21 protein-coding genes and 2 tRNA genes are annotated in these 25,738 nt (G+C 68.3%); 21 read left to right on the top strand and 2 right to left on the bottom strand.

Features of this window, described 5'->3' with window-relative positions; genetic code table 11:
• Window positions 1-106 precede the first annotated feature (106 nt).
• Entirely contained in the window at window positions 107-2,731 is a 2,625-nt protein-coding gene (valS, locus tag AC5RWG_RS02670; protein WP_494166377.1) for a valine--tRNA ligase, read from the bottom strand.
• A gap of 142 nt (window positions 2,732-2,873) precedes the next feature.
• Here valS and AC5RWG_RS02665 point away from each other — a divergent pair, with 142 nt between their 5' ends.
• The 9 genes from AC5RWG_RS02665 (at window position 2,874) to ndk (ending at window position 12,003) form a co-directional block, all read left to right on the top strand.
• Window positions 2,874-3,242, top strand: coding sequence for a DUF488 domain-containing protein (locus AC5RWG_RS02665; RefSeq protein ID WP_494022982.1), 369 nt, complete (start codon window positions 2,874-2,876; stop codon window positions 3,240-3,242).
• Between the two features lie 253 nt (window positions 3,243-3,495).
• Window positions 3,496-3,807: a hypothetical protein gene (locus AC5RWG_RS02660; RefSeq protein WP_494129081.1), complete on the top strand. Its 312-nt coding sequence runs from the start codon at window positions 3,496-3,498 to the stop codon at window positions 3,805-3,807.
• 70 nt (window positions 3,808-3,877) lie between these two features.
• Window positions 3,878-4,621 carry an SDR family oxidoreductase gene (locus AC5RWG_RS02655; protein WP_494166376.1) on the top strand — a complete coding sequence of 248 codons (744 nt, stop codon included), beginning with the start codon at window positions 3,878-3,880 and terminating at the stop codon, window positions 4,619-4,621.
• Between the two features lie 436 nt (window positions 4,622-5,057).
• On the top strand, window positions 5,058-5,534 hold the full coding sequence (locus tag AC5RWG_RS02650; RefSeq protein WP_494129079.1) for a hypothetical protein: 477 nt from the start codon (window positions 5,058-5,060) through the stop codon (window positions 5,532-5,534).
• Window positions 5,518-5,892, top strand: a complete 375-nt coding sequence (locus AC5RWG_RS02645) for a hypothetical protein (RefSeq protein ID WP_494129078.1) — start codon at window positions 5,518-5,520, stop codon at window positions 5,890-5,892. Before AC5RWG_RS02650 ends, AC5RWG_RS02645 begins: the two co-directional genes overlap by 17 nt.
• A gap of 440 nt (window positions 5,893-6,332) precedes the next feature.
• Window positions 6,333-9,614, top strand: coding sequence for an isoleucine--tRNA ligase (gene ileS, locus AC5RWG_RS02640; RefSeq protein ID WP_494166375.1), 3,282 nt, complete (start codon window positions 6,333-6,335; stop codon window positions 9,612-9,614).
• A 14-nt stretch (window positions 9,615-9,628) separates the two neighbouring features.
• Window positions 9,629-10,981: a bifunctional folylpolyglutamate synthase/dihydrofolate synthase gene (locus AC5RWG_RS02635; protein ID WP_494166374.1), complete on the top strand. Its 1,353-nt coding sequence runs from the start codon at window positions 9,629-9,631 to the stop codon at window positions 10,979-10,981.
• 8 nt (window positions 10,982-10,989) lie between these two features.
• Window positions 10,990-11,511 (top strand): DUF4233 domain-containing protein, encoded by a 522-nt coding sequence (locus tag AC5RWG_RS02630; protein ID WP_494166373.1) that lies wholly within the window; start codon window positions 10,990-10,992, stop codon window positions 11,509-11,511.
• Between the two features lie 75 nt (window positions 11,512-11,586).
• The gene (ndk, locus tag AC5RWG_RS02625) at window positions 11,587-12,003 is read left to right on the top strand and encodes a nucleoside-diphosphate kinase (RefSeq protein WP_493977451.1); all 417 of its coding nucleotides are present in this window, start codon (window positions 11,587-11,589) and stop codon (window positions 12,001-12,003) included.
• 126 nt (window positions 12,004-12,129) lie between these two features.
• Here the strand turns inward: ndk and AC5RWG_RS02620 are convergent, their stop codons facing one another.
• On the bottom strand, window positions 12,130-12,804 hold the full coding sequence (locus AC5RWG_RS02620; RefSeq protein ID WP_494166372.1) for a vitamin K epoxide reductase family protein: 675 nt from the start codon (window positions 12,802-12,804) through the stop codon (window positions 12,130-12,132).
• A 394-nt stretch (window positions 12,805-13,198) separates the two neighbouring features.
• On the opposite strand from AC5RWG_RS02620, the gene AC5RWG_RS02615 reads away from it, so the two are divergent.
• From AC5RWG_RS02615 to AC5RWG_RS02560, 12 genes are all read left to right on the top strand, one after another.
• Window positions 13,199-17,020: an Rne/Rng family ribonuclease gene (locus tag AC5RWG_RS02615; protein WP_494166371.1), complete on the top strand. Its 3,822-nt coding sequence runs from the start codon at window positions 13,199-13,201 to the stop codon at window positions 17,018-17,020.
• A 485-nt stretch (window positions 17,021-17,505) separates the two neighbouring features.
• On the top strand, window positions 17,506-17,814 hold the full coding sequence (gene rplU, locus AC5RWG_RS02610; RefSeq protein WP_493977453.1) for a 50S ribosomal protein L21: 309 nt from the start codon (window positions 17,506-17,508) through the stop codon (window positions 17,812-17,814).
• Window positions 17,815-17,869: 55 nt separating this feature from the next.
• Window positions 17,870-18,130 (top strand): 50S ribosomal protein L27, encoded by a 261-nt coding sequence (gene rpmA / locus AC5RWG_RS02605; RefSeq protein WP_136785451.1) that lies wholly within the window; start codon window positions 17,870-17,872, stop codon window positions 18,128-18,130.
• Between the two features lie 125 nt (window positions 18,131-18,255).
• Window positions 18,256-19,806 (top strand): GTPase ObgE, encoded by a 1,551-nt coding sequence (obgE, locus tag AC5RWG_RS02600; protein ID WP_494166370.1) that lies wholly within the window; start codon window positions 18,256-18,258, stop codon window positions 19,804-19,806.
• Window positions 19,796-20,929, top strand: coding sequence for a glutamate 5-kinase (proB, locus tag AC5RWG_RS02595; RefSeq protein ID WP_494014138.1), 1,134 nt, complete (start codon window positions 19,796-19,798; stop codon window positions 20,927-20,929). The genes obgE and proB overlap by 11 nt, the downstream gene beginning before the upstream one ends.
• A gap of 82 nt (window positions 20,930-21,011) precedes the next feature.
• Window positions 21,012-22,328: a glutamate-5-semialdehyde dehydrogenase gene (locus AC5RWG_RS02590; protein ID WP_494166369.1), complete on the top strand. Its 1,317-nt coding sequence runs from the start codon at window positions 21,012-21,014 to the stop codon at window positions 22,326-22,328.
• 123 nt (window positions 22,329-22,451) lie between these two features.
• Entirely contained in the window at window positions 22,452-22,685 is a 234-nt protein-coding gene (locus AC5RWG_RS02585) for a hypothetical protein (RefSeq protein ID WP_493999865.1), read from the top strand.
• 45 nt (window positions 22,686-22,730) lie between these two features.
• Window positions 22,731-23,375 (top strand): nicotinate-nucleotide adenylyltransferase, encoded by a 645-nt coding sequence (gene nadD / locus AC5RWG_RS02580; protein ID WP_494001261.1) that lies wholly within the window; start codon window positions 22,731-22,733, stop codon window positions 23,373-23,375.
• Between the two features lie 34 nt (window positions 23,376-23,409).
• Window positions 23,410-24,861 (top strand): hypothetical protein, encoded by a 1,452-nt coding sequence (locus AC5RWG_RS02575; RefSeq protein ID WP_494166368.1) that lies wholly within the window; start codon window positions 23,410-23,412, stop codon window positions 24,859-24,861.
• 40 nt (window positions 24,862-24,901) lie between these two features.
• Complete coding sequence (rsfS, locus tag AC5RWG_RS02570; protein ID WP_493999863.1) at window positions 24,902-25,288, top strand: ribosome silencing factor; 387 nt, start codon at window positions 24,902-24,904, stop codon at window positions 25,286-25,288.
• Between the two features lie 142 nt (window positions 25,289-25,430).
• Window positions 25,431-25,503: transfer RNA gene (locus AC5RWG_RS02565), tRNA-Ala, on the top strand.
• Between the two features lie 71 nt (window positions 25,504-25,574).
• Window positions 25,575-25,647: transfer RNA gene (locus AC5RWG_RS02560), tRNA-Ala, on the top strand.
• Window positions 25,648-25,738: the final 91 nt, after the last annotated feature.

Below are 25,738 nucleotides of genomic sequence, written 5' to 3'. Positions count from 1 at the left end.
CGGCCTGGAGCCAGCCAGTGGGCAGGCCCTGACCCAGCTACCCGCCCGGCCAAGCCTCTGCTACCAGGCCGGCCAAGCCTCTGCTGCTCGACCGGCCGTGGCCCTGCTACTCGGCCGGTGCCTCGGCGGCCGCCAGCTCGACCTTCGCGACGGTCAGCTCGCCCTCCGCCTCGCTCAGCAGGACTTCGCGCGCATTGCCGGCGGCCTTCAGGTCGCCGAGCCCTGCCTCAAGTTGGGCCACCTGTGCGGCCGATCCGGTGATGGTCGCGGTGAGGACCTCGGTGCGCTGCTTGACCTTGGCTTCGGACTTCGCCTTGCGGATGCCGCCCAGCGCCTGACCGACCGTCCCGAGCAGCCCCGTGTCGGCGGCGGACGCAATTGAGGCGAGCCCCGCCATCGTCGGCCATTCGGCGCGGTGCACAGAGCCGGCGCGCCACCAGCTCCAGACCTCTTCGGTGGCGAAGGGCAGGAACGGTGCGAAGAGACGCAGCAGGGCGTCGAGCGTGGTGGCCAGCGTGGCCAGGACCGAGGCCTGCTCCGCCTCGCCGGCGGCACCGTAGGCGCGGTCCTTGATCAGCTCGACGTAGTCGTCGGTGAAGGACCAGAAGAAGCTCTCAGTGACCTGCAGGGCGCGCGCATGGTCGTACTTCTCGAACGCGGCCGTCGCGGTCTCCACCACCTCGGCCAGCTGACCCAGCAGCGACTTGTCCAACGGGTTGGTAACCACGGCGTCGTCCTCGGCAAGAACCGAAGCCTCGGTGGCACCCAGGTTCAGCACGAACTTGGAGGCGTTCAGCAGCTTGATGGCCAGGCGGCGGCCGATCTTCATCTGCGCGACCTCGTAGGCGGTGTCCGCACCCAGCTTGGCGGAAGCCGCCCAGTAGCGCACCGCGTCCGCGCCGAACTGGTCCAGCACGTCCGTGGGGACCACCACGTTGCCCTTGGACTTCGACATCTTCTTGCGGTCCGGGTCCAGGATCCAGCCGGAGAGCGCCGCGTGCTTCCACGGCGCGCAGCTGTTCAGCGAGTCGCCGCGCCCCCCGGTGGAGAACAACCAGGTGCGGATGATGTCGTGGCCCTGCGGGCGCAGGTCGAACGGGAAGACGTTGTTGAAGAACGACTCGTCCCGGCTCCACTTACCCACGATCTGCGGCGACAGCGAGGACGTGGCCCAGGTGTCGAACACATCGGCGTCGCCGATGAAGCCGCCGGGCTGGTTGCGCTGCGACTCCTCGTAGCCCGGAGCGGGGTCAGCGGCCGGGTCCACCGGCAGCATCTCGTCGGAGGGCACCACCGGGTTGTCGTAGTCGGGGTTGCCGGAGGCGTCCAGCGGGTACCAGACCGGGATCGGCACGCCGAAGAAGCGCTGGCGGGAAATGAGCCAGTCGCCGTTAAGTCCTTCGATCCAGTTCTCGTAGCGCGAGCGCATGAACGCCGGATGGAATTCGATCTCCCGCCCCCGGCTGATCAGCCGTTCCCGCCGGTCCGCGTCGCGACCGCCGTTGCGGATGTACCACTGCCGTGAGGTGACGACCTCCAGCGGCTTGTCGCCCTTTTCGTAGAAGTTGACCGGGTGGGTCATCTTCTGGGGCTCGCCATCCAGTTCGCCGGCCTCGGACAGCAGCTCCACGATCTTCTCCTTGGCGGAGAAAACGGTCTTGCCGGCCAGCTCGGCGTAGTTCGCCTTGCCTTCCTCGGTGGTGATCCACTCCGGGGTGTCGGCCATGATGCGCCCGTCGCGGCCCACGATGGAGCGGGTGGGCAGCTGCAGTTCCCGCCACCACGTCACGTCGGTCAGGTCGCCGAAGGTGCAGACCATGGCGATGCCGGCGCCCTTGTCGGGCTTGGCCAGCGGGTGGGCCTTGACCTCCACCTCCACGCCGAACAGCGGGGACTTTACGGTGGTGCCGAAGAGTTTCTGGTAGCGCTCGTCGTCGGGGTTGGCAACCAGTGCCACGCAGGCGGGCAGCAGTTCGGGGCGGGTGGTCTCGATGTGGACCTTTTCGCCGTCGGCGGTTTCGAACGCGTAGCGGTAGTAGGCGCCGGGCATCTCCCGGTCCTCGAGCTCGGCCTGCGCCACGGCGGTGCGGAACGTGACGTCCCAGAGCGTGGGGGCCTCGGCCACGTAGGCGTCGCCGGAGTTCAGGTTGGCCAGGAAGGCACGCTGGGAAACGGAGCGGGACACGTCATCGATGGTCCGGTAGGTCAGATCCCAGTCCACCGACAGGCCAAGGGTGCTGAAGAGGTTCTCGAAGACCTTCTCGTCCTCCACGGCCAGGGTTTCGCAGAGCTCGATGAAGTTCCGGCGCGAGACGACGTCGAAATCGCGCTGGTTCTTCGCCGGCGTGGCAGGCGGCTGGTAGTCCGGGTCGTACGCCACCGACGGGTCGCAGCGGACGCCGTAGTAGTTCTGCACCCGGCGCTCGGTGGGCAGGCCGTTGTCGTCCCAGCCCATCGGGTAGAACACGTTCTTGCCGCGCATCCGCTGATAGCGGGCCAGCACGTCGGTCTGGGTGTAGGAGAACATGTGTCCCACATGCAGCGAGCCCGAAGCCGTCGGCGGGGGAGTGTCGATCGAGTAGACCTGCTCCCGCGTGGTCTCGGGATTGAACTTGTAGGTCCCCTCCTCGCGCCAGCGCCGGGTCAGGGCATCCTCAAGGCCTTCGAGGGCGGGCTTGTCGGGAACGTTAACGGTAACGGGCGTGTCTGTGCCCGGGGTATGTTCTGCCATGCTGGCCATTCTTTCATGCCGGGCAGGGAATGAAGATTCTGCACGACGGCGGCGCAGCACCTGATTGCCCCGGCTCGCCGCTAGGGCCGGGGACGGCGTGCAGACCTACCCGCCGCAGCGGGTGAATGCGTAGGATGCGCCCATGGCGAACGTTCACATCAAGCGCGTCTACGAACCCGCCGACGACGGCGACGGCTACCGGGTGCTGGTGGACCGGATCTGGCCGCGGGGCATCAAGAAGGAGGGCGCCGGGGTGGACCTGTGGCTGAAGGAGGCGGGAACCTCGGCCGAGCTGCGCAAGGAGTTCAGCCACCGGCCGGAGAAATTCGACGCCTTTGCCGTGGCGTACCGGCAGGAACTGGACGGTTCGGAGGCGCTGGAGCGGCTGGTGGAGCTGGCGCGCGAGCAGCCCAAGCTCTGCCTGCTGTACGGGGCCAAGGACAAGGAGCACAATCAGGCAGTGGTGCTGCGCGGGATGATTTTGGAGCACCTCGGTGTGGAATCCGGCTGACGTACCGCGGAACACCCGGGGCGCAAGGAACAGCCGGGGCACAAGTGGCGAAGGCAGGGGCGACGGCGGGGCGCCTCCGGCCACGAGGCACCGTGCCGGGGGCCTCGCCGCCTTCGCGCTGCCGGCTGCTGCGGCCTTGGCCGCTTCGGTGCCGGGGTGCGGTGCTTACGCGGGGCCTGGCGCGGCCCCTCCGTGTCTCCCGCCGGAATATTCAGTCAGTCCGACGGATGCCCGGCCAGGACAGACCGTCACCGTGGCGGCTGCCGACGCCGACTGCAATCCCCGCTACGGCAGCAATGCGCAGATCGAGGTGACAGTGGTGGACGCGTCGGGAGCGGAAATCGTCAACGCCACCGCCCCTATGAACGACGGCGGCGGCTTCAGCTACGCGTTCGTCATCCCCGAACAAGCGGCCGCGGGCGAGGCGGCTGTGACGGCCATGCCCCGTCACATCGACTGGTGCGATGACACCGGCCGGAACAACAGAGCCGCCACGGTTGCCGGCGGCCAACTGGAAAGGGCGGCCTGCGCGGTCCCCCTTAGACCGCTCACCGTCGAGCGGTGAAGTCGCCCGAAGTCGCGCGGTGAATGCCACGCCTGAACCACTTTCTTCGTCTGCCGCTACGCTGTGGTTCATGACCAGGCGCGCAATAGTCACCGGAGCAAGTTCGGGTATCGGGGCAGCTACCGTTCGGGCGCTGCAGGGAAGCGGCTGGGACGTGGTGGCAGTTGCCCGCCGCGCCGAGCGGCTGGCCGCCCTCGCCCGGGAGACCGGCGCCTTCGCCATGCCCGCGAACGTGACCGACCAAGCTTCAGTGGACCGGCTCGCAGCTACCGTCTTGTCCGACGGAGGGATCGACGCGCTGGTGAACATCGCCGGGGGAGCATTCGGCGTGGACACCATCGGGGAGGGAAAGCCGGCCGATTGGCAGAAGATGTACGAGGTCAACGTCCTCGGCTCCCTGCGCATGATCCAGGCATTTCTTCCGGCTTTGCGCGCTAACGGCGAGGGATCGGTGGTGCTGCTGACGTCAACGGCCGGGCTGGTGGCCTACGAAGGCGGTGGAGGCTACGTAGCAGCCAAGTTCGCCCAGCACTCGATGGCCAATACCCTGCGCCTGGAAGAAGCGGAACACAACGTGCGCGTGATCGACATCCTGCCCGGCCTGGTGCAGACGGAGGAGTTCTCACTGAACCGGCTCGGCGGTGACCGGCAAGCGGCCGAGAACGTCTACGCCGGTGTGGAGAAACCGCTGCTGGCCGAGGACGTAGCCGGCGTCGTGGCGTACTCGCTCAACCTGCCGCATCACGTCAACCTTGACCAGATCGTCATGCGTCCCGTGGCCCAGGCCGCCGCGCACAAGCTGATTCGGAAGTAGCACTTCCGGTCGGTAGCCTTACCGTTTCGGGCACAACAGGAAGTTTCTGCCTGAGACGTGTTCCGAACGGAATAAAGTGGTGCCATTGCAGCGCGAGCGAGCGCGTTCCTGACTGTCCAACGCTGGGGAGTGGACGGAGGCAACTACAAGCGGAGTCTAAAAGAGCGCACAATAGTTTCAATGTGCCGCCTCACCTTCTTAAAGGTGGCAGACCGATTTGTCGCTCCGGAGTTCAATCGTTCCTTTGTGGAGGTCGCGGAGATGAGCGCCGGATTGCACACTCCTTGAAATAAATGAGCAGCAATAAAGCAACCTCAGACTCTATGCAGTAGGGTCCTTCTCAAAAGGTTCCTGAGAAGCGAACAACCAGGACCAAATCTATTATTTGAGGTGACAGCGATTGGACGGGCCGGGGTGGTGGGATTGGTTGGGTCTGGTGGGAACTGCTATTGGTTTCCTCGTAGCCTTCATTCAGCTATCCCGAACGCGAAAAGCAGCGGCTGCGGCTACCGAGGCCTTGGGTGCGGCCCAAGTGAAGCTCAGCGGGGACGCTTTGTCCGCGGCCATGCCGGTGCTTCGGGATCTGCAGGCTGATTTGGACCTCGCAATAAGTGCCAACGAAGCCGAAGCAGCTCAGCGCGCCCTGGTCAGATTTGGGCATGCAGCCCATGAAATTGCATCTCTTCTCGAAAACATCGAGGAGGGAGCGGCGAAGCTCATTGAAAGAGTGAAAGTCGCAGGTGGTCGAGCGCTCGACGTTAAGCAATCGCTTGCTGGCAAGCAAAATCCAGACGTCGCCCGCACAGCTAAGGCTATTTCGGCAGAAATAGGAAAGCTGTCCAGTGAATTGGCGGGTGTCGTTGCCCAGATACGCTACAAGTTGCAGGAGGACCCTGATGTTCGAAGAAGATGAGTGGATGCAGCTCGTGACGGAGCTCATGGCAGCAACTCGCTCCAATGTCCTGAATTGGTCGGAGCAGGATGATAGTGCGATAGCCGTCGTCGGAGACAGCTCATACGAGATCGGATCTGTGGACGAGGACGGCCGAATCCCTTACTTCTTGGGTGTCAGGATCCGTGAGAATGATGTCACCACAGAAATCGCGAGACTCGAATCAGAGCCTGTAAGTGAAGATCGGGACTGGACTGCCGGCGAGAGACTCGTTGAACTGCGGAATCTCGCATTCCGTTCAGCGAAAGGCGCCCCGCAGATATTTGGGAAGCTCCTGGCGGAACTGAAGAAGGCTGGCGGCAATGAAGCGCCATTCTAACAATCCCGCCCATCAAGATCTGAACGCATGCGTCGGCGCTAAGAAGTAGGCTCCCTGGGCATGAAGATGTTTGCCACGCAGGGAGTGGACGGTCTCATCTCCAGCACGTATTTCGCCCGCGTTTCGACAGCCGCGCCGCCAGGGCCGTAAACTTGAGTCATCAGCGCTGACCCGGCCATCACCGGTGAGCTTCCGGAAGAACAGCCCAGGCCAACATCCTGGGCCCAGTAGAACCGGACGGGTATGCCCGTCACAGCAGCGAATGAGTGGCTGTCCCTTTGCGCCGGTTTCGGCGCGTCAGGCCGGCAAGTGAGGTGGTACCGCGGGTTCCGCCCCGGCAGCACGGTGAGGCTTTTTCAGCCGCACCGGAGGCACCGGAGCAGGGCACGTCCTCGCAGAAGTACCCACACTTGCCGAGCTGTCTTTCCAGGATGACGAACATGCCACAGATCTATCCCAAGGCTTCCACCGCCGGCGCTGCCGCTGCCGAGAGCTCGCCTAAGTTCCCCGAGATCGAGGAGTTGGTGCTCAAATACTGGCAGCAGGACGGCACCTTCCAGGCCTCCGTCGATGCCCGCGACGCCGGCAGCGACGGCAGCAACGAGTTCGTCTTCTACGACGGCCCGCCCTTCGCCAACGGCCTGCCGCACTACGGCCACCTGCTCACCGGGTACGTCAAGGACCTGGTGGCCCGTTACCAGACCCAGCGCGGCCACAAGGTGGAGCGCCGCTTCGGTTGGGACACGCACGGGCTGCCGGCCGAGCTGGAGGCCATGAAGCAGCTGGGCATGACGGACAAGCAGCAGATCCTGTCCATGGGCATCGACAAGTTCAACGACGCCTGCCGCACCTCCGTGATGAAGTACGCCGACGAATGGCAGAACTACGTCACCCGCCAGGCCCGCTGGGTGGATTTCGAGAACGACTACAAGACGCTCAACGTCGAGTACATGGAGTCGGTCCTCTGGGCCTTCAAGCAGCTGCACGAAAAGGGCCTGACCTACCAGGGCTTCCGCGTGCTGCCGTACTGCTGGCGGGACGAGACGCCGCTGTCCAACCACGAGCTGCGGATGGACGACGACGTCTACAAGATGCGCCAGGACCAGACGGTCACGGTCACCTTCCCGATCCGCGCCGACGGGTCGGACAACGCGCTGGCGGCGGAGCTTGCCGGCGTCAACGCGCTCGCCTGGACCACCACGCCGTGGACGCTGCCCACCAACGCAGCCCTCGCCGTCGGGCCGGAGATCAGCTACGCGGTGCTGCCGGCCGGCCCCAACGGGACGCAGGCCGCGGGGGAGAAGTTCCTGGTGGCGGAGGACCTGCTGGGCTCCTACGCCAAGGACCTGGGGTACGACGACGCCGCTGCCGCCACCGAGGCGGTGGCGGCCACGTACCTGGGCTCCCAGCTGGCCGGGCTGCGCTACGAGCCGCTCTGGGACCACTACGCGGACGCCGGAAAGTGGGGCATGCAGAACGCCTGGCAGATCGTCGTGGCCGACTACGTGACCACCACCGACGGCACGGGCCTGGTTCACCAGGCGCCGGCGTTCGGCGAAGACGACCAGAAGGTCTGCGAAGACAACGGCATCCCCGTGATCGTCTCCGTGGACGAGGGCGCCAAGTTCCTGCCTTACTTCGCCGAGGGCCCGCTGGCCGAGATCGCCGGCGTGCAGGTGTTCGAGGCGAACAAGCCGATCACCCGGGTGCTGAAGGCCGACGGCCGGCTGGTCCGCCAGGCCAGCTACGAGCACAGCTACCCGCATTGCTGGCGCTGCCGCACGCCGCTGATCTACCGCGCCATCTCCTCCTGGTACGTGGAGGTCACCAAGTTCAAGGACCGCATGGTCGAGCTGAACCAGCAGATCAACTGGATCCCGGAAAACGTCAAGGACGGCCAGTTCGGCAAGTGGCTGGAGAACGCCCGCGACTGGTCCATCAGCCGCAACCGCTTCTGGGGTTCGCCCATCCCGGTGTGGGAATCGGACAACCCGGACTACCCGCGCCGCGAGGTGTACGGCTCGCTAACCGAGCTGGAGGAAGCGTTCGGCACCCTGCCGCGCAACCACGACGGCGAGGTCGACCTGCACCGCCCGTACATCGATGAGCTGGTCCGGCCCAACCCGGACGACCCGACCGGCCAGTCCATGATGCGCCGCGTGGAGGACGTGCTCGACGTCTGGTTCGACTCCGGTTCGATGCCCTACGCCCAGGTGCACTACCCGATGGAGAACAAGGACTGGTTCGACAGCCACAACCCGGCCGACTTCATCGTGGAGTACATCGGCCAGACGCGTGGCTGGTTCTACACCATGCACGTGCTCGCGACCGCGCTGTTCGACCGCCCGGCCTTCCGCAACGTGATCAGCCACGGCATCGTGCTCGGCTCCGACGGGCAGAAGATGTCCAAGAGCCTGCGCAACTACCCGGACGTGTCCGAGGTCCTGGACCGCGACGGCTCCGACGCCATGCGCTGGTTCCTGATGGCCTCCCCGATCCTGCGCGGCGGCAACCTGATCGTCACCGAGCAGGGCATCCGCGACGGCGTCCGCCAGGTGATGCTGCCGCTGTGGAACGTGTGGCACTTCTTCAAGCTCTACACCAACTCCGCGAACAACGGGGCAGGGCATGAGGCCGTCTCCGTCCTCGGCGATACCGAACGGATCAAGGGCATGGAGTCCCTGGACCAGTTCATCCTGGCCAACACCGGGGACCTGGTCCGCGACATGACGGCCGCGCTCGATGCCTACGACGTCTCCGGCGCCTGCGACGCGCTGCGCGAGTACCTGGACACCCTGACCAACTGGTACGTCCGCCGCTCCCGCCAGCGGTTCTTCGACGAGGACCGCGACGCGTTCGACGTGCTCTACACCGCGCTGGAGGCAGTCTGCCGCGTGGCGGCCCCGCTGCTGCCGCTGGTCACCGAGGAGATCTGGCGCGGGCTGACCGGCGGGCGTTCCGTCCACCTGACTGACCTGCCCGACGCCGGCGAGTTCCCGCAGCTGGCCGAACTCGTGGAACTGATGGACGCCACCCGGCAGATCTGCTCCTCCGGCTCGAGCCTGCGCAAGGCCGCGAACCTGCGCGTGCGGCTGCCGCTGGCCTCGCTGACCGTGGTGGTGCCGGGCGCCGAGCGGCTCTCCGGCCAGTACGCCGTGATGATCCAGGACGAGCTGAACATCAAGTCGGTCCGGTTGATCGACGCCGCCGACGCCGCCCCGGAAGAGTTCGGCATCTCGCAGAAGCTGGTGGTCAACGCCCGTGCGGCCGGCCCGCGGCTGGGCAAGAATGTGCAGCAGGCCATCAAGGCCGCCAAGTCCGGTGACTGGTCGGTGGACGACGCCGGCGCCGTCACCGCCGGGGGACTGCTGCTCGAGCCGTCGGAGTACTCCCTGGAAACCGTCGTGTCCGGGGACGCCGCGGCCGGCGCGGCGGTGACCATGCTGCCCGGCGGCGGGTTCCTGGTGCTGGATACCACCGTGACCGCCGAACTGGAGGCCGAAGGCGTGGCCCGCGACTACGTGCGCACCATCCAGCAGGCACGCAAGGATGCCGGATTGGTGGTCAGCGACCGCATCCGCACCACGGTGACGGCGGACCAGTCCGTCCTGGACGCGCTGACCCTGCACCAGGGGCTCGTCTCGCAGGAAACCCTCACCGTGGACCTGGTCCTGGTCGCCGGGGACGGCGACGCCGTGTCCGTGGAAAAAGCCGGATCCTGAAGGGACACCAAACCATGAGTGATGAATTCGGCGTCGAGAGCGTCTACGCGGAACTGCTGGGCCGCGCCCCGGAAAACAAGATGGAACCGCGCATGGAACCGCTGTTCCGGGCGATGGACATCCTCGGCGAACCGAACAAGGCCTTCGCCAGCATCCACCTGACCGGCACGAACGGCAAGACGTCCACGGCCCGGATCATCGAGGCCGGGCTGCGGGCGCACGGACTGCGGACCGGCCGCTACACCAGCCCGCACCTGTCCAAGGTGACCGAACGGATCAGCATCGACGGCGAGCCCGTTGCCGACGAGACGTTCGTGCGGGTCTGGGACGAAATCCGGCCGTACCTGGAAATCGTCGACCAGGAACTGGACGCCGAGGGCGCGCCCCGGTTGACCTATTTCGAGTGCGTGACCATCCTGGCCATCGCCATCTTCGCCGACGAGCCGGTGGAGGTGGCGGTGATCGAGGTTGGCCTGGGCGGCATCACCGACGCCACGAACGTGGTGGACGGCCAGGTCTCGGTGATCACCCCGATCTCGCTGGACCATACCGACCTGCTCGGCGACACCACCGAGGACATTGCCCGGGAGAAGGCCGGGATCATCAAGCGCGGCGGCTACCTGGTCAGCGCGGCCCAGCCACTGGACGCAGCCCAGGTGCTGCTGGAACAGGCGCGGGACCTTCAGGTGCCCTTCCGCTTCGAAGGCGTGGAGTTCGGCGTCGAGTCCCGCAAGGTCGCCGTCGGCGGCCAGCAGTTGACCATCAACGGGCTGGCAGGCCGCTACCAGGACCTGCTGCTGCCCCTGCACGGCGCGCACCAGGCCCAGAACGCGGCGGTCGCCGTGGCCGCGCTGGAAGCGTTCCTCGGCGGCGGCGAAAAGGAACTCAACGTGGAAGTCCTGCGCGAGGCGTTCCTGGAGGTGACCTCGCCGGGCCGGCTGGAAGTAGTGCGCACAGCGCCGACGATCATCGTGGATGCCGCCCACAACCCCGACGGGATGAAGGCCAGCGCGCAGGCCATCCTGGAGGCGTTCAACTTCACGAAGCTCATCCCGGTGGTCGGCGTCCTGCAGGAAAAGGACGCCGTCGGCCTGCTGGCACAGCTGCGCGAGCAGCTCAGCGACCTCACCGACGAAATCTGCGTCACCGAGTCCAACTCACCGCGGGCCATTCCCGCCGAGCAACTGGCCGAGGATGCCATGGCCGCCGGTTTCCCCGAGGACGCCGTGCACATCGCGCCCCGGCTCGACGACGCGATCGAATGGGCCGTCGGGCGGGCCGAAGCCGACAACGACCTCGCCGGCGGCGTGCTGATCACCGGGTCCATTACCCTGGTCGCCGACGCCCGCATCCTGCTAGGAAAGTAACAAGATCCATGGCCAAACTGACCAAAGCCCAGCGCGAGTGGCGTCCGGACATGCCGAAAAAACGGCGCTCGATCAAGACGATGTTCGCCTCCACCGTGCTGCTGCTGGAAGCCTTCGTCGCCTTCTTCGCCACGCTGGTGGTGTTCGGGCTCTACCGGGACGACGTGCCGCCGGCGCTGATCCTCGGGCTCGGGATCGGCCTGAGCGTCCTGCTCGTGCTCTGCTGTGCCCTGCTCCGCCGCCCGTCCGGCTACGCCATCGGCTGGGCGATGCAGGTGCTCCTGATCGCCACCGGCATCGTCGAACCGGTGATGTTCGTCGTCGGCGTGCTGTTCGCGCTGTCCTGGTGGTACGCCGTGCGCACGGGCGGCCGGCTGGACCGTGAGAACGCGCAGCGCGACGCGGAACAGGCGGAATGGGAACGCCGGCATGGCACGGGGGCCGGCACCGGGGACGCCACCGCGGCCGGCGCCGCGGAGAGAACCGCCGGTGGCCCGGAGGCCGGCGCTGCGGACGACGCCGGGCGCTGACCTGCGCTGCCAGCGCGTCCCGTTAGGATTGAACGGGGTTTTCGGAGCTAATCGTGAAGCGAATGAGGAGAAATTGTGAGCGTTGAACGCACACTGGTACTGGTCAAGCCTGACGGCGTGTCCCGCGGTCTCACCGGCAGCATCCTGGCCCGCATCGAGGCCAAGGGCTACACGCTGGTCGAACTGAAGCTGGTCAACGCCACCCGCGAACTGCTGGAACAGCATTACGAAGAGCACGTCGGCAAGCCGTTCTACGAGCCGCTGGTCGAGTTCATGCTCTCCGGCCCGGTCGCCGCCGCCGTGTTCGAGGGGCACCGGGTAATCGAGGGCTTCCGGTCGCTGGCCGGGACCACCGACCCCACCACCGCCGCCCCCGGGACGATCCGCGGCGACTTCGGCCGCGACTGGGGCGTGAAGGTGCAGCAAAACCTCGTGCACGGCTCCGACTCGCCCGAGTCCGCCGCGCGCGAGATCGGGATCTGGTTCTCCTAGACCCCTGAAGCAGCAGAGGCCGCGTCCCCCGACGGGGACGCGGCCTCTGGTTTATCCGGGTTCAGCCCTGGAAGGCAATCGCGGGGAGTCCAAGCTGTCCCGGTCAGCCCGGGAAGACGATTCCGGTCAGCCCAGGAAGGCGTCGATGAAGGCCAGGAAGATCGTCCCGGCGGTCACGATCCACAGCAGGGCGGTCAGGGTCCAGGCCCAGCTGCCGGCAAAACGGACCACCGCCGCGGGCGCCTTGATCACGCCGTGCGCCAGGTTCCGCGCCGTGGTGTGCACCAGCATCGGGATCATGGCGGCCCACACGCCCATGCAGTACAGGCACAGGATGTGGATGTCGTAGAGCGCCTGGCTCCACAACCAGACGACGAAGACGAAGCCCAGCGTGACGCCGGCCTGCAGTCCCATCCAGTACCACCGGCGGAACCGCGCCCCCGCAAGGATCGCCACCGCCGTCGTGATGGGAACCGCGAAGGCGACGATCCCGATCAGCGGGTTGGGGAAGCCGAAAAACCCGGCCTGCCAGTGCAGGAACACCTTGCCGCAGGAGACCCACGGGTTGATATCGCAACTGGTCACATGGCCCGGATTTTCGTAGGTCGCCAGCCGCTCCAGAACCAGGATGCCGGACATGATCCAGCCGACAACACCCGTGGCCAGCAGCAGCCACGCGAAGGGTTTCTCCCGGGCAACGCCGGGAACCCCGCTGTCCGGGAGTTGGCCGGGCGCCGTCGCGGCCGGGGATGTGGAGGTCTGCGCGTGGGTCTGCACCGTGTTCCTCGGGCTAGGGGGCATGTGGCTCGATTCTACGCCGGAGAGAACGCCCATTACTCACTAAATCGCACCCGGTGTGAGAGAATGATCGTGGCTAACAGCAGCCCCACATGCTGCTGTTGGTCCAGCGACAGGCTTCCAGGTCCGTCGGCGACGCTTCCCGAACAAGGAGCCCATCAATCCGGATGGGCGCTGGGAATCCGCCGGGCGGCCCTGCCGGTGAAGAGAAGGTTACGGCAGACGGAAAAGCGCCGCTGGTCCCCGGGTGTGCCGCGCCCCACGTGATGGCGCGAGCTCGGGTGATACCAAGACGACTTTCGGTGTCGGGCAGCCCAAGGCACCCGGATACCCGGCTACATGCCCCCAAGGGCACCGGGATGTGGCCGGTGCCGCAAGGGTTGGAGCACAACTTTAAATGGACAATGAACAGGTAATTCCCGCTACCTCCTCTCCGGTCGACGCGCCGGAGGTACCAGCCAAGAAACCGCCGCGGCCCCGCCGCAAGCCCACTGTGTCCGCACCGTCGCAGGACCAGTTGGACGTTGAACTGCCTGCAGCGGCGCACACCGGCCCCAACAACGACGGCGATGCCTCCGCCGCTTCCCCCGCGGCCACGGTGTCCGACGCCGCGATAGCCGCCGGGGAACAGCCGGCAGGGGAGCAGCCCGCAGGCCAGGGCCCCGCAGGCGGCCAGCCCGCCGAGGCCGCTCCGGCGACCACCCGGGCCCGCCGGCCGCGCAAGACCGCCGCCCAAAAGGCCGCCGAAGCGGCGGCCGCCCAGGACGCTCCGACGGAAGATGCCGCCGCGGCGGAGCCGGGCACCGTCCCGGCAGCCGCCGGTGAATCCGGCGCCGACCAGCCGGGCGAAGAAGCGCCGCCCGCCAAGACCCGCACGCGCCGGCCGCGCAAGACCGCCGCCGACAGGGCCGCCGAAGCCGCCGCACAGGAAAGCGTTCCGCAGGACGGCGCCGAGGCTCAGCCCGCCGCCGAACCCGCCGAAGCCGAAGGCGTCCTGGCCGCCGAACCCGCCGAAGCCGAAGGCGTCCTGGCCGCCGGAGAAGCGGCCGAGCCCGCCGAACAGCCGGCCGGCCGACGTCGCACCGCCGCCACCCGCACCCGCCGCAGCAGCAAGGCGCAGGCCACGGCAGCGGCAGCCGCCGAACTCACCGTCGCCGAGGGTGAAGCGCCGGCTACGGCCCCCGCCACCACCGCACCCGCCGCCACGCAGGCCACCTCGGTGGCGGCCGACGGAGACGCCGCCCAAGCCGTCGCCGGACACACCGCCGGGACGGAAACCGAAGCCGGAAGCACGGCAGGGGAGCAGCCCGCAAAGGCGCCCGCCCGCCGTCGTCGTTCCACCGCGGCCGCCGCCCCTGCTGTTGGGGAAGCCCCCGCCGCCACGGAGACGGCCCCGGCCGCCGGCGAGCCGGAGCAGGCCGCGCCCGAAGCGGGGCAGTCAGCCGCCGGGGGAGACCCGGCCGAAGAAACCTCCGCAGACGCGGGACTCGGGGCCGATCCCTTCACCATCCCCTCCTCGCCGGTATCCCTGCTCTTCCACGCCCCGGACCTGTCCGCCGTCGCCGCCAAGCCCGAACCGGCCGCCGCCGCCGGCGAGTCGGACGAGGACGACGAGGACGGCGGGCGTCGCCGCAGCCGGCGCAACCGCCGCGGCCGCACCCGCAACCGCTCCGAGGCCGAAACCGGCAGCGACGAGGCCGGCAGCACCGAAGAAAGCGACGAGGCCGCCGAAGCCGCCGACGAGGGTGCCGCGGGGGAGAAGGACGGCGTGACCTCGCGCCGCCGCCGCCGTCGCCGCCGCGGGGATGCCGATCTTGAACTCACCGGCGGTGCCGACGACGACCCGCCCAACACGGTCACCCGGGTCCGGGCACCGCGGCCGATCACCGAGACCGCACCCAGCAACAAGGTGGCCTCGGTCAAGGGGTCCACCCGGCTGGAGGCCAAGAAGCAGCGCCGGCGCGAATCGCGCGAGACGGGCCGCCGCCGCCAGGTCATCACCGAGGCCGAGTTCCTGGCCCGCCGCGAATCCGTCGACCGCCAGATGGTGGTCCGCCAGCGCGATGACAGGATCCAGATCGGCGTGCTCGAAGACGGTGTGCTGGCCGAGCACTTCGTGTCCAAGACCCAGCAGGACTCGTTGATCGGCAACGTCTACGTGGGCAAGGTGCAGAACGTGCTGCCCAGCATGGAGGCGGCCTTCATCGACATCGGCCGCGGCCGCAACGCCGTGCTCTACGCCGGCGAGGTCAACTGGGACGCGGCACACCTCGACGGGCAGCCGCGCCGGATCGAACTCGCGCTCAAGTCCGGCGACTCGGTCCTGGTGCAGGTCACCAAGGACCCGGTGGGCCACAAGGGCGCCCGCCTGACCAGCCAGATTTCGCTGCCGGGCCGCTTCCTGGTCTACGTGCCCGGCGGCTCCATGACCGGCATTTCCCGGAAACTGCCCGACGTGGAACGCAACCGGCTGAAGAAGATCCTGAAGGAACATGTTCCCGACGGCGCCGGCGTGATCGTCCGCACCGCGGCCGAAGGCGCCAGCGAAGAAGAGCTGATGAACGACATCAACCGGCTGCGGGCGCAGTGGGAGGGCATCGAATCGCGTGCCGGGTCCACCAAGACGCTGGCACCGGAGCTGCTCTACGCCGAGCCGGACCTGACCATCAAGGTGGTCCGCGACGTGTTCAACGAGGACTTCTCCAAGCTGGTGGTCTCCGGCGAAGAAGCCTGGGACACGATCGAGGCCTACGTGACCTATGTGGCCCCCGACCTGGTGGACCGGTTGGAGAAGTGGACGTCGGAGACGGACATTTTCGCCGCCCAGCGGATCGACGAGCAGATCCACAAGGCGCTGGACCGGAAGGTCTTCCTGCCCTCCGGCGGTTCCCTCGTGATCGACCGCACCGAGGCCATGACCGTGGTGGACGTCAACACCGGCAAGTTCACCGGCTCCGGCGGCAACCTGGAAGAAACCGTCACCAAGAACAACCTGGAAGCGGCCGAAGAGGTGGTCCGCCAGCTGCGGCTGCGCGACATCGGCGGCATCATCGTCATCGACTTCATCGACATGGTGCTGGAGTCCAACCGCGACCTGGTGCTGCGCCGGCTGGTGGAATGCCTGGGCCGCGACCGGACCAAGCACCAGGTGGCCGAGGTGACCTCGCTGGGCCTGGTCCAGATGACCCGCAAGCGCATGGGCACCGGGCTGCTGGAAGTCTTCGGCGAGCAGTGCGAGCATTGCGCCGGCCGCGGCGTGATCACCCACGACGAGCCGGTGGAACACCGCCGCCCCGCCGCGGCCACCGAGCACCACCAGGTCCGCATCGAAAAGCGCTCCGAACGGCAGTCGCGCAGCGAGAAGCGCCGCAACCGCGGCCAGGGCGGGCAGGAGACTGCCGCCGAGGCCCCGGCCGCCGTGGGCCATGACGACGACGCCGAGCGCCGGGCCAAGGCCGAGGCCGCCCGCGCGGCACTGGCCACGATCGCCGCCGCCGCGCACGCCGCCCACGAGGCGGAAGAGCACCCGGAGACGGCCAAGGCCAAGCAGCAGGGCGGCGAACAACCCGCCGGCGCCGGCAAGCCCGAAGCGGCGGCGGCCGGTACGCCCGCCGGAGCGTCGGGCCAGCCGTCCGGACGCAAGCGCAGGTCGCGCCGTGCCGACGATCCCGGCGTGGCACCCGCCGTGCCCGCTGCATCGGCCGGTGACGGACCCGAAGCCGCCGTGCTGGAGATTAACGGAGAGACGGTGGCCATCCCGCGCGCCGTGCGCAGCCCGGCGGCCGCCCCGGAAGAGCCGTCGCTGACCTTGGAGAGCCTCACCGAGGCCTTCAACAAGGTAGCGCCGGTGGAGAAACCGGAGCCCAAGGTTGCTCCGGTGGAGAAACCGGAGCCGGCCGCGGCGGAGACATCCGGCGCTGCTGCCGAACCACAGGCCGCGCACGGTGACGCCCGGTCCGCGGCGACCGGCGAACCGCAGGCGCCTGCGCCGGCCGCCGTCCGCAAGCCGCGTCGCCGTCGTGCCGCCAGCAGCCCCCAGGGTGCCGCGGACGCTCCCGTCCAGACGGTGGACGCCGCCATCCCGGCGGAGAACGACGGCGGCCACCGCCACGCCGCCACGGCCCCGGCCGCGTCCGCACTGGCCGAAGCGGCAGCGGACAAGAACGAAGCCGCCGCTCCGGTGGTGCTGGGTGTAGGAGTACCGGCCTCGGAACTGTAGGCAGGGTCGCATACCGGGCAGGCCGCGGACCGCATCGGTTCCGCGGCCTGCCTGCGTCTGGCGCGGCTGTGCCTGGTTCCGGCTGGGCTGCCCGGTGCCCGCCCCGGCTGGCCGCCACCGCTGGCCGGCCGGCAGGTGCGGACACCGTCTTCAGCCCACTTCCCGCAGCGGAATCCAGGCACGCCGTGTCGCGGCGGCGAAATGCACGTGCCTGGCCGGCTCCGCCGGTAGTATTGTCAGGTGCGCCCGAGCGGATTGCAGTCCGCCCGTGCCAGGAGAAGATGACGCCAGAGCCCGTCCGGCACCCCCGGAGCCCGCTGGTTTGCGGCTGATAGCCGTAATAGCGTAATCTAGATCTTCGGTGCGTACGCCTTCGAAGGGTTTCCACCCGCAGGCGCGGATGCACAGTGCTTTCCAGGCCGTCATGTCGTGCCTGCGTATTCGAGCAAAAACTGTAATAAACGTCTAGAGAAGTGAGTTCCCAAGTGGTGTACGCGATTGTCCGCGCCGGCGGCCGCCAAGAAAAGGTTTCCGTTGGAGACCTCGTGACCCTTGACCGCGTCCCCGGCGAGGCCGGTAGCACCATCGAGCTGCCTGCTCTGCTCCTGGTCGACGGCGACAAGGTCACCTCTGCTGCCGATGCTTTGGCCAACGTCAAGGTCACCGCCGAGATTGTCGAAAATCTCCGCGGCCCGAAGATCGTTATCCAGAAGTACAAGAACAAGACCGGCTACAAGAAGCGCCAGGGCTACCGTTCTGCACTGACCAAGGTCAAGGTCACCGACATCGCGTAAGCGGTCGGCTGACTTTTAGTAAACGTTCCTTCAGAAACAAAGGTAGGCAAATCAGATGGCACATAAGAAGGGTGCGAGCTCCACTCGCAATGGTCGCGATTCCAACGCACAGCGCCTTGGTGTGAAGCGCTTCGGTGGCCAGGTAGTTTCCGCCGGCGAGATCATCGTCCGCCAGCGCGGCACGCACTTCCACCCCGGCGCCAACGTCGGCCGTGGCGGCGACGACACGCTGTTCGCCCTTGAGGCCGGTGCCGTTGAGTTCGGTACCCGCCGCGGACGCCGCGTCGTGAACATCGTCGCTGCCGCTGCGGAGTAATCCAAGCAGCTAACAGCTTTCCAGTGAGGCGGGCCGTCGGTCCGCCTCACTGGTGTTTTAACCAGACTAGAATCACTGGTGGGCCGTTTCGGTTCGCGCCCACCGGCACAGAGGAGATCGATCACGTGGCAACATTCGTTGACCGGGTAGTCCTGCACGTATCCGGCGGATCCGGTGGCCACGGTTGCGTCTCCGTCAAGCGCGAAAAGTTCAAGCCGCTGGGCGGGCCCGACGGCGGCAACGGCGGCAACGGCGGCGACGTGATCCTTCGCGTGGACCCCCAGACCACCACGCTGCTGGACTACCACCACGCCCCGCACCGGCACGCCACCAACGGCGGCCCGGGGATGGGGGACTGGCGCGGCGGCAAGAACGGCGCCACGCTGGTGCTGCCCGTCCCCGACGGCACCGTGGTCAAGACCAAGAACGGTGACGTTCTCGCCGACCTCGTGGGCGAGGGTGCCGAGTTCGTCGCCGCCGCCGGCGGCCAGGGCGGGCTGGGCAACGCCGCGCTGGCATCGGCCAAGCGCAAGGCACCCGGATTCGCCTTGCTGGGCATTCCGGGCGACGAGCGGGACATCGTCCTGGAGCTGAAGTCCATCGCCGATGTGGCGCTGGTCGGCTTCCCGTCCGCGGGCAAATCGAGCCTGATCGCGGCCATGTCCGCCGCCCGCCCCAAGATCGCCGAGTACCCGTTCACCACGCTGGTGCCGAACCTGGGCGTGGTCCAGGCGGGCGATATCCGTTTCACCATTGCCGACGTGCCGGGCCTGATCGAGGGCGCCAGCGAAGGCAAGGGACTTGGCCACAACTTCCTGCGCCATGTGGAGCGCTGCGCCGCACTGGTGCATGTGCTGGACTGCGCGGCGCTGGAAGCCGACCGCAACCCCCTCTCCGACCTCGAGATCATCGAGCGGGAACTGGAACAGTACACCGTGGACATGAGCTACGCCGGCGCCGACGGGGACGTGGTCCCGCTGAACCAGCGGCCCAAGCTGGTGGTGCTGAACAAGGTGGACGTGCCCGACGGCCGCGACATGGCCGAATTCGTGCGCCCCGAGCTGGAAAAGCGCGGCTACCAGGTGTTCGAAGTCTCCGCGGCCACCCACGAGGGGCTGCGCCAGCTCGGCTTTGCCATGGCCGGGATCGTCGCCGCCGCCCGCGCCGAAGCGAAGGCCGCCCCGCCGAAGGTGGCCCCCGCCGTCCTGCGCCCGCGCTCGGTGAACGAGCGGGGCTTCATCATCCGGCGCGAGGAAAAGAACCTGGAACCGCTGTTCCGGGTGCTCGGAGACAAGCCGGAGCGCTGGGTCAAGCAAACCGACTTCAACAACGACGAAGCCGTGGGTTACCTCTCCGACCGGCTGGCCAAGCTGGGCGTCGAGGACCAGCTGTTCAAGTCCGGCGCCCGCCCGGGCGACACGGTGGTGATCGGCGAAGACGACGCCGTGGTCTTCGACTGGGAGCCCACCATGGCCGCCGGCGCCGAACTGCTTTCCTCCCCCCGCGGCACGGACCTGCGCCTGATGGAGTACATCCGGCCCACCCGCGAAGAGAAGCGCGAGCAGTACCAGGAGCGGAAGGAGGCCAGGGCCGCCACCCGCGCCGAGCTCGAGGCCGAACGCAAGTCCGGCATCTGGACCGCAGAGGAAGACAGTGACGACGACGATGCGCGCTGAGCCGGCCACGGCGGCCGACCGGACCCTACTGGCCACGGCCGGACGCCTGGTGGTCAAGGTCGGCTCGTCGTCGCTGACCTCGGTGGCGGGAGGCATCTCCGAAGAGGCGCTACTGTCCCTGGTGCAGGTGCTGGCCGCCCGCCGGAACGCCGGCAGCGAAGTCATCCTGGTGTCCTCGGGTGCCATCTCCGCCGGACTGGCCCCGCTGGGCCTGGCCCGCCGGCCGCGGGACCTGGCGACCCAGCAGGCCGCCGCCAGCGTGGGCCAAGGCCTGCTGATGGCCCGCTACACCCAGGCCTTCGGCGCCCGCGGCATCACCGTCAGCCAGGTGCTCCTGACCGCCGAGGACCTGATGCGGCGCCAGCACTACGCCAACGCCTACCGCGCGCTGCACCGGTTGCTGCACCTCGGCGTCGTCCCCGTGGTAAACGAGAACGACACCGTGGCCACCCACGAAATCCGCTTCGGCGACAACGACCGGCTGGCCGCCCTGGTGGCGCACCTGGTCAAGGCCGACGCGCTGGTGCTGCTCTCGGACGTGGACGCGCTCTACGACGGCCCGCCCAAGGACGGCGCGCGGCGGATCCCGCTGGTGGCCCGGCCCCAGGACCTGGACGGCGTGAACATCGGCCGCACCGGCGCCGCGGGCGTGGGCACCGGCGGCATGGTTACCAAGGTGGAGGCCGCCGGCATCGCCGCCGGCTCGGGCATCCCGGCCCTGGTCACCTCCACGCCGAACGCGGCGCGGGCCCTGGCCGGCGAGGACGTGGGCACGTGGTTCGCGGCCAGCGGCACCCGCCGGCCCCCGCGGCTGCTCTGGCTGGCACATCTGGCCTCTGTGCAGGGCAGGCTGGTGCTGGACGACGGCGCCGTGCAGGCCGTGCGCGAGAAGCACCGGTCGCTGCTGCCGGCCGGCGTCGTTTCGGTCAAGGGCGACTTCGAACCGGGGGATCCGGTGGAGTTGGCCGACGGGGACGGCCGCGTGGTCGCCCGCGGCCTCGTCAACTTCTCCTCCTACGAACTCCCGCGCATGCTGGGCCGCTCCACCCGGGAGCTGGCCGCGTCGCTCGGCCGGCAGTACGAGCGCGAAGTCATCCACGTCGACGACCTCGTCCTGCTCTGAACCACCGCGCCGGCCCGCGGCGGCAGCGTAACGTGACCTCCGTCGTCGTGCTGTGCCGCACCCACGGGCTAAAATCGAGGGTATGACCCAGACAGCCTCTTCCCAGTCCCCGGCCGACGAGCTCGAAGGCGGCCGGAAACCGGACGCCTCGGCCGCCGTCGCGGCGATCGCCGGACGGTCCCGGACCGCGGCGCGCCGCATGGCTCGCGCCAACCGGGCCTGGAAGGACAAGGCGCTGCAGGAGATCGCCGACTCGCTGATCGCCCGGCGCGACCTGGTGCTGCAGGCCAACCGCCAGGACCTGGACGAGGGCAAGTCGAACGGCACCAGTGCCGCACTGCTGGACCGGCTGACCCTGGACACCAAGCGCATCGACGGCCTGGCCGCTGCCCTGCAGAACCTGGCCGCGCTGCCGGACCCGGTGGGCACCGTCATGCGCGGGCAGACCCTGCCGAACGGGCTGCGGCTGCGCCAGGTCCACGTCCCCATGGGCGTGGTCGCCGCCATTTACGAGGCGCGCCCGAACGTCACCGTCGACATTGCCGGCCTGGCCCTCAAGAGCGGCAACGCAGTGATCCTGCGCGGCGGCAGCGCGGCGCGTCACACCAACGTGGCGCTGCTGGGCATCATCCGCGACGCGCTGGACCGGGTGGGCCTGCCCTCCGACGCGGTGCAGAGCGTGGACGACTACGGCCGCGACGGCGCCACCGCGCTGATGCAGGCGCGCGGGCTCGTGGACGTGCTGATTCCGCGCGGCGGCCGCGAGCTGATCCAGTCCGTGGTGAACAACGCGAAGGTGCCGGTGATCGAGACCGGTGAGGGCAACGTCCACATCTACCTGGACGAATCGGCCGGCACGGAGATGGCCGTGGACATCCTGCTCAACGCCAAGACCCAGCGGCCGTCGGTCTGCAACACCGTCGAGACCCTGCTGGTGCACCGCGACGCGGCCGCCTCGGCCGACGTGCTCGCGGCGCTGGCCGGCGCCGGCGTGCGGCTGCATGTGGACCAGCGGGTGGCCGGCATCCTGCCGTCCGGCGTCGAGGCCCAGACCGCGACCGACGAGGACTGGGGCCGCGAGTACATGGACCTGGACCTGGCGGTGGCGATGGTGGACTCCGTGGACGACGCGGTCAAGCACATCCGCACCTGGACGACCGGCCACACCGAGGCCATCATCACCAACGACCTGCGCAACGCCGAGAAGTTCATCGCCGAGATCGACTCCGCGGCAGTGATCGTCAACGCTTCCACCCGGTTCACCGACGGCGGGGAGCTGGGCCTGGGCGCGGAGGTGGGCATCTCCACGCAGAAGATGCACGCCCGCGGGCCGATGGGGCTGCGCGAACTCACCACCACGAAGTGGATCGTCCAGGGCGACGGACAGGTCCGCGACTAGGCATGTGCCGGACGGCCCGCTCCGGCCGAATCACGGTTCCGCGCCCGGAACGCGTACCATGAGTAGGAAGCCATATCCCGTCCGCCTGCGCGCGGCCGGGCTGAAGAACCGCAAGGGAGAATCATGCTGTCTCAGGTCCTCGACGCCGCACTCGTGGCCAGCGAAGCCGCCCACGTCGAACTACCGGTCCCCGCCTGGGCGATCGGCGCCGGTTTCATGGCCGCCTTCCTGATCATGATGTTCGCTACCATCGCGTTCACCAGCGTCGGACAGCGCCACTCGGCGGTCGAGGAGCACGTTGACCCGCACCGCCAGCATCCGAACAAGCACGATCACGGCCAGGCCGCGCGCCGCTAGCCGTTCGTGTCCGCGCTGCCCGTCAAAGCCCCGCACGCCGGAGACCTGCACCTCACTTACCCGGGGCGCAAGCTCCGGCTGGGCGTCATGGGCGGAACGTTTGACCCGATCCACCACGGGCACCTCGTGGCGGCCAGCGAAGTGGCGTCGGTCTTCGGCCTGGACGAGGTGGTCTTCGTGCCCACCGGCCAGCCCTGGCAGAAGAGCGGACGCGAGGTCAGTCCGGCCGAGCACCGCTACCTGATGACGGTGATCGCCACCGCATCGAATCCGCAGTTCACGGTGAGCCGGGTGGACATTGAACGCCCGGGTCTGACCTACACCATCGACACGCTGCGGGACTTGCGCGCGAGGCGTCCCGACGCGGAACTGTTCTTCATCACCGGCGCGGACGCGCTGGCGCAGATCATGTCCTGGAAGGACATTGACGAGCTGTGGTCGTTGGCGCACTTCGTCGGAGTGACCCGGCCGGGCCACGAGCTGCACGATTTGGGCCGCAAGGATGTGAGCCTGCTGGAGGTTCCGGCGATGGCCATTTCCTCCACGGACTGCCGGGAGCGCGTGGCCGAGAACCAGCCTGTCTGGTACTTGGTGCCGGACGGCGTAGTACAGTACATAGCCAAGTATGGTCTCTACCGGCGCGCGCCGGACGGCGCCGTCGCCCTGAGCCAACTGCAACCAAGCCAATGAAATCAGTCGTTTACTTCTGGGTGATCAGCAAAGCATGAGCAATCAATCCCAGCCGCCGCCCAGCCGCCGGGACATCCGGCGGCAGCGCGACGGCGCCGGTACGGGTCCGGAGAACGCCTCCGGGGATGTCTCCCAGACACCGGATGACCAGGCAGGTGCCACGGTCGATGGCGGGGGAGAAGTTGCCCAGGCGCCGTCCGGCGACAGCCGGACGGAGTCTCGCGAACGCCAGGGCGAGCGGTCTTCGCAGACCCGCGCCCGCGAGCGTGAGGCCCGCCGTGCGCTCAAGACCCTGACCGAGGCGCTGCCCAAGATCCCGGCGCCCGAGCAGGAACAGATTCCCACCCGGCGCCAGCTGCGCCAACAGCAGTTGGAGCGCGAGAACCGCCTCCCCACGTCCGGCGCCCCGACCGGGGACCGGCCCGGGAACCCCAACGGCCCCGCCGCCACGGCGGGCAGCCGCGCGCGCACGTCGGGCGCTCCCGCCGGCGCGCGGGCCCGGACATCCGGTGCCCCGGCCGCCCCGGCAGACGCGCGCGCCCGGACCTCGGACGCGCCGGCGGATGTCCCGTATGAGCCGCAGCGACCGCCGATCGAGGGCGGGCGACGGGCCCGGCGCAGCGGGGACACCGGCCGGCATCCGGTCCAGTCTCCGGCCGCCGCGCCGGACAAGCCGCTCTCGGAGGCCGCGCGCGAGGCCGTCGACGCCGGCGAGATGACCGTTGAGCAGGCGCTGGCCGCCCGCGATCTGCTGATGGGCCAGGCCAAGAACATGGTGGCCATGATGGAATCCCGGCAGGAGCAGGACCCGCATGACGTGGACCTGGAACTGCTGGCCCAGCAAAAGGCCCTCGCCGAGCGTGCCGCCGTCCTGAACCGCAGGGCCGCAGACAAGAAGCGGCTCAGCGACGAAAACGAACAGCGCCGGCACACGGCCATGGAGCGGCCGGCGGCGGACATTGCCTCCGCACCGATGGAATTCGTGGCCGTCCCGGGGACCGACCGGCACGTGCTCCGGCCGTCGTCGACATCCTACGTTCCGGTGGTGACGACGCCGGCTCCGGACCAAGCACCGTCTGCTCCGGCGCAGGCCCCGCCCGGCCGGCAGCAGGTTCCGGCCCGCCGGAAGCCGGCAGACGAAACGGTCAAGCCGCAACCGCCGGCGGCGACGCAAGCTGTGCCGGCAGGATCAGGGAAGCCGGCCGGGCAGGACCGCAAACCCGTTCCGACGCCGGTGGACACGGCCGCATCGGCACCGCCGCGATCGAAGATCCTGGCCCAGGCCGAAGCGCTGGCCGAAGGGCGCGGTGCCACCATCCATCCGCTCAAGGCCACCAGCGCCTACGGGCTGGACCCCCTCGACGCCCGGACGGCAGGGCTCGACCGGGTCCGCCGGGTGAGGCTCGCAGTCGGTGGTGCGCTGGTGCTCGGCGCCGCTGCGTTCGCTGCGGGCATCGCCATGATGCTCGGTATTTTTGGCGGCTAAGGCCGCCGCTCAATCGCTGGTTCACATTCCAAGGAGACACATGACCGCACCCGAGAGCTCAATCGCCATCGCGCGCACTGCCGCGAAGGCAGCCAGCGATAAAATCGCCGAAGACATCGTCGCCATCGACGTCAGCGAACGGCTGGCGATCACCGACGTGTTCCTCATCGCCTCGGCACCCACCGAGCGGCAGGTCAACGCCATCGTCGACGGCATCGAAGAGGAGCTGCACAAGCAGGACCTGCGACCGGTCCGCCGCGAAGGCCGGTCCGAGGGGCGCTGGGTGCTGCTCGACTACGCAGGCGTGGTCATCCACGTCCAGCATCAGGAAGACCGCGTCTTCTATGCCCTGGAGCGGCTGTGGAAGGATTGCCCGTTCATCGACTTGCAGCTGGACGCGAAGGCCGCATCGACGGACACGGAGTAGCCGGGGCGGATGGGTACTGCCGGCCGGAACCGATCCTCCGCCGGCCGCCCGGAACCATCCGCTGATTTGGAATCCGTGCGAGTCTCTGCATAGAATATTCAAGTTGCTTCGAAGGAAGCGGCGCGGAATCCGCGAGGATAACGGGGCTGTGGCGCAGCTGGTAGCGCACCTGCATGGCATGCAGGGGGTCAGGGGTTCGAGTCCCCTCAGCTCCACTCCGTGAAGCACCATCGGTGATATTCACGCAGCGGAATATATTGCCGTTTAGGCGAATCATTCCATTCCAGGGGCTGTGGCGCAGCTGGTAGCGCACCTGCATGGCATGCAGGGGGTCAGGGGTTCGAGTCCCCTCAGCTCCACCCATCAGCGAAGGTCCGGTGCAAACAAACTGTTTGCACCGGACCTTTTCGTATCCGCCAAGCGCCACAACTCCTACAAACCCCCGGTACT

It is taken from the genome of Arthrobacter sp. Y3221160, from assembly GCF_059092585.1.
The sequence above is the reverse complement of the archived record's forward strand: the minus strand, read 5'-3'. Positions and strand labels throughout refer to the sequence as shown.

Bases quoted from the DNA above. Each gene is read 5' to 3' on its own strand.
- valS (WP_494166377.1), bottom strand. From the start codon at position 2,731: ATGGCAGAACATACCCCGGGCACAGACACGCCCGTTACCGTTAACGTT.
- AC5RWG_RS02665 (WP_494022982.1), top strand. From the start codon at position 2,874: ATGGCGAACGTTCACATCAAGCGCGTCTACGAACCCGCCGACGACGGC.
- AC5RWG_RS02655 (WP_494166376.1), top strand. From the start codon at position 3,878: ATGACCAGGCGCGCAATAGTCACCGGAGCAAGTTCGGGTATCGGGGCA.
- AC5RWG_RS02645 (WP_494129078.1), top strand. From the start codon at position 5,518: ATGTTCGAAGAAGATGAGTGGATGCAGCTCGTGACGGAGCTCATGGCA.
- ileS (WP_494166375.1), top strand. From the start codon at position 6,333: ATGCCACAGATCTATCCCAAGGCTTCCACCGCCGGCGCTGCCGCTGCC.
- AC5RWG_RS02635 (WP_494166374.1), top strand. From the start codon at position 9,629: ATGAGTGATGAATTCGGCGTCGAGAGCGTCTACGCGGAACTGCTGGGC.
- AC5RWG_RS02630 (WP_494166373.1), top strand. From the start codon at position 10,990: ATGGCCAAACTGACCAAAGCCCAGCGCGAGTGGCGTCCGGACATGCCG.
- AC5RWG_RS02620 (WP_494166372.1), bottom strand. From the start codon at position 12,804: ATGCCCCCTAGCCCGAGGAACACGGTGCAGACCCACGCGCAGACCTCC.
- AC5RWG_RS02615 (WP_494166371.1), top strand. From the start codon at position 13,199: ATGGACAATGAACAGGTAATTCCCGCTACCTCCTCTCCGGTCGACGCG.
- rpmA (WP_136785451.1), top strand. From the start codon at position 17,870: ATGGCACATAAGAAGGGTGCGAGCTCCACTCGCAATGGTCGCGATTCC.
- proB (WP_494014138.1), top strand. From the start codon at position 19,796: ATGCGCGCTGAGCCGGCCACGGCGGCCGACCGGACCCTACTGGCCACG.
- AC5RWG_RS02590 (WP_494166369.1), top strand. From the start codon at position 21,012: ATGACCCAGACAGCCTCTTCCCAGTCCCCGGCCGACGAGCTCGAAGGC.
- AC5RWG_RS02585 (WP_493999865.1), top strand. From the start codon at position 22,452: ATGCTGTCTCAGGTCCTCGACGCCGCACTCGTGGCCAGCGAAGCCGCC.
- AC5RWG_RS02575 (WP_494166368.1), top strand. From the start codon at position 23,410: ATGAGCAATCAATCCCAGCCGCCGCCCAGCCGCCGGGACATCCGGCGG.
- rsfS (WP_493999863.1), top strand. From the start codon at position 24,902: ATGACCGCACCCGAGAGCTCAATCGCCATCGCGCGCACTGCCGCGAAG.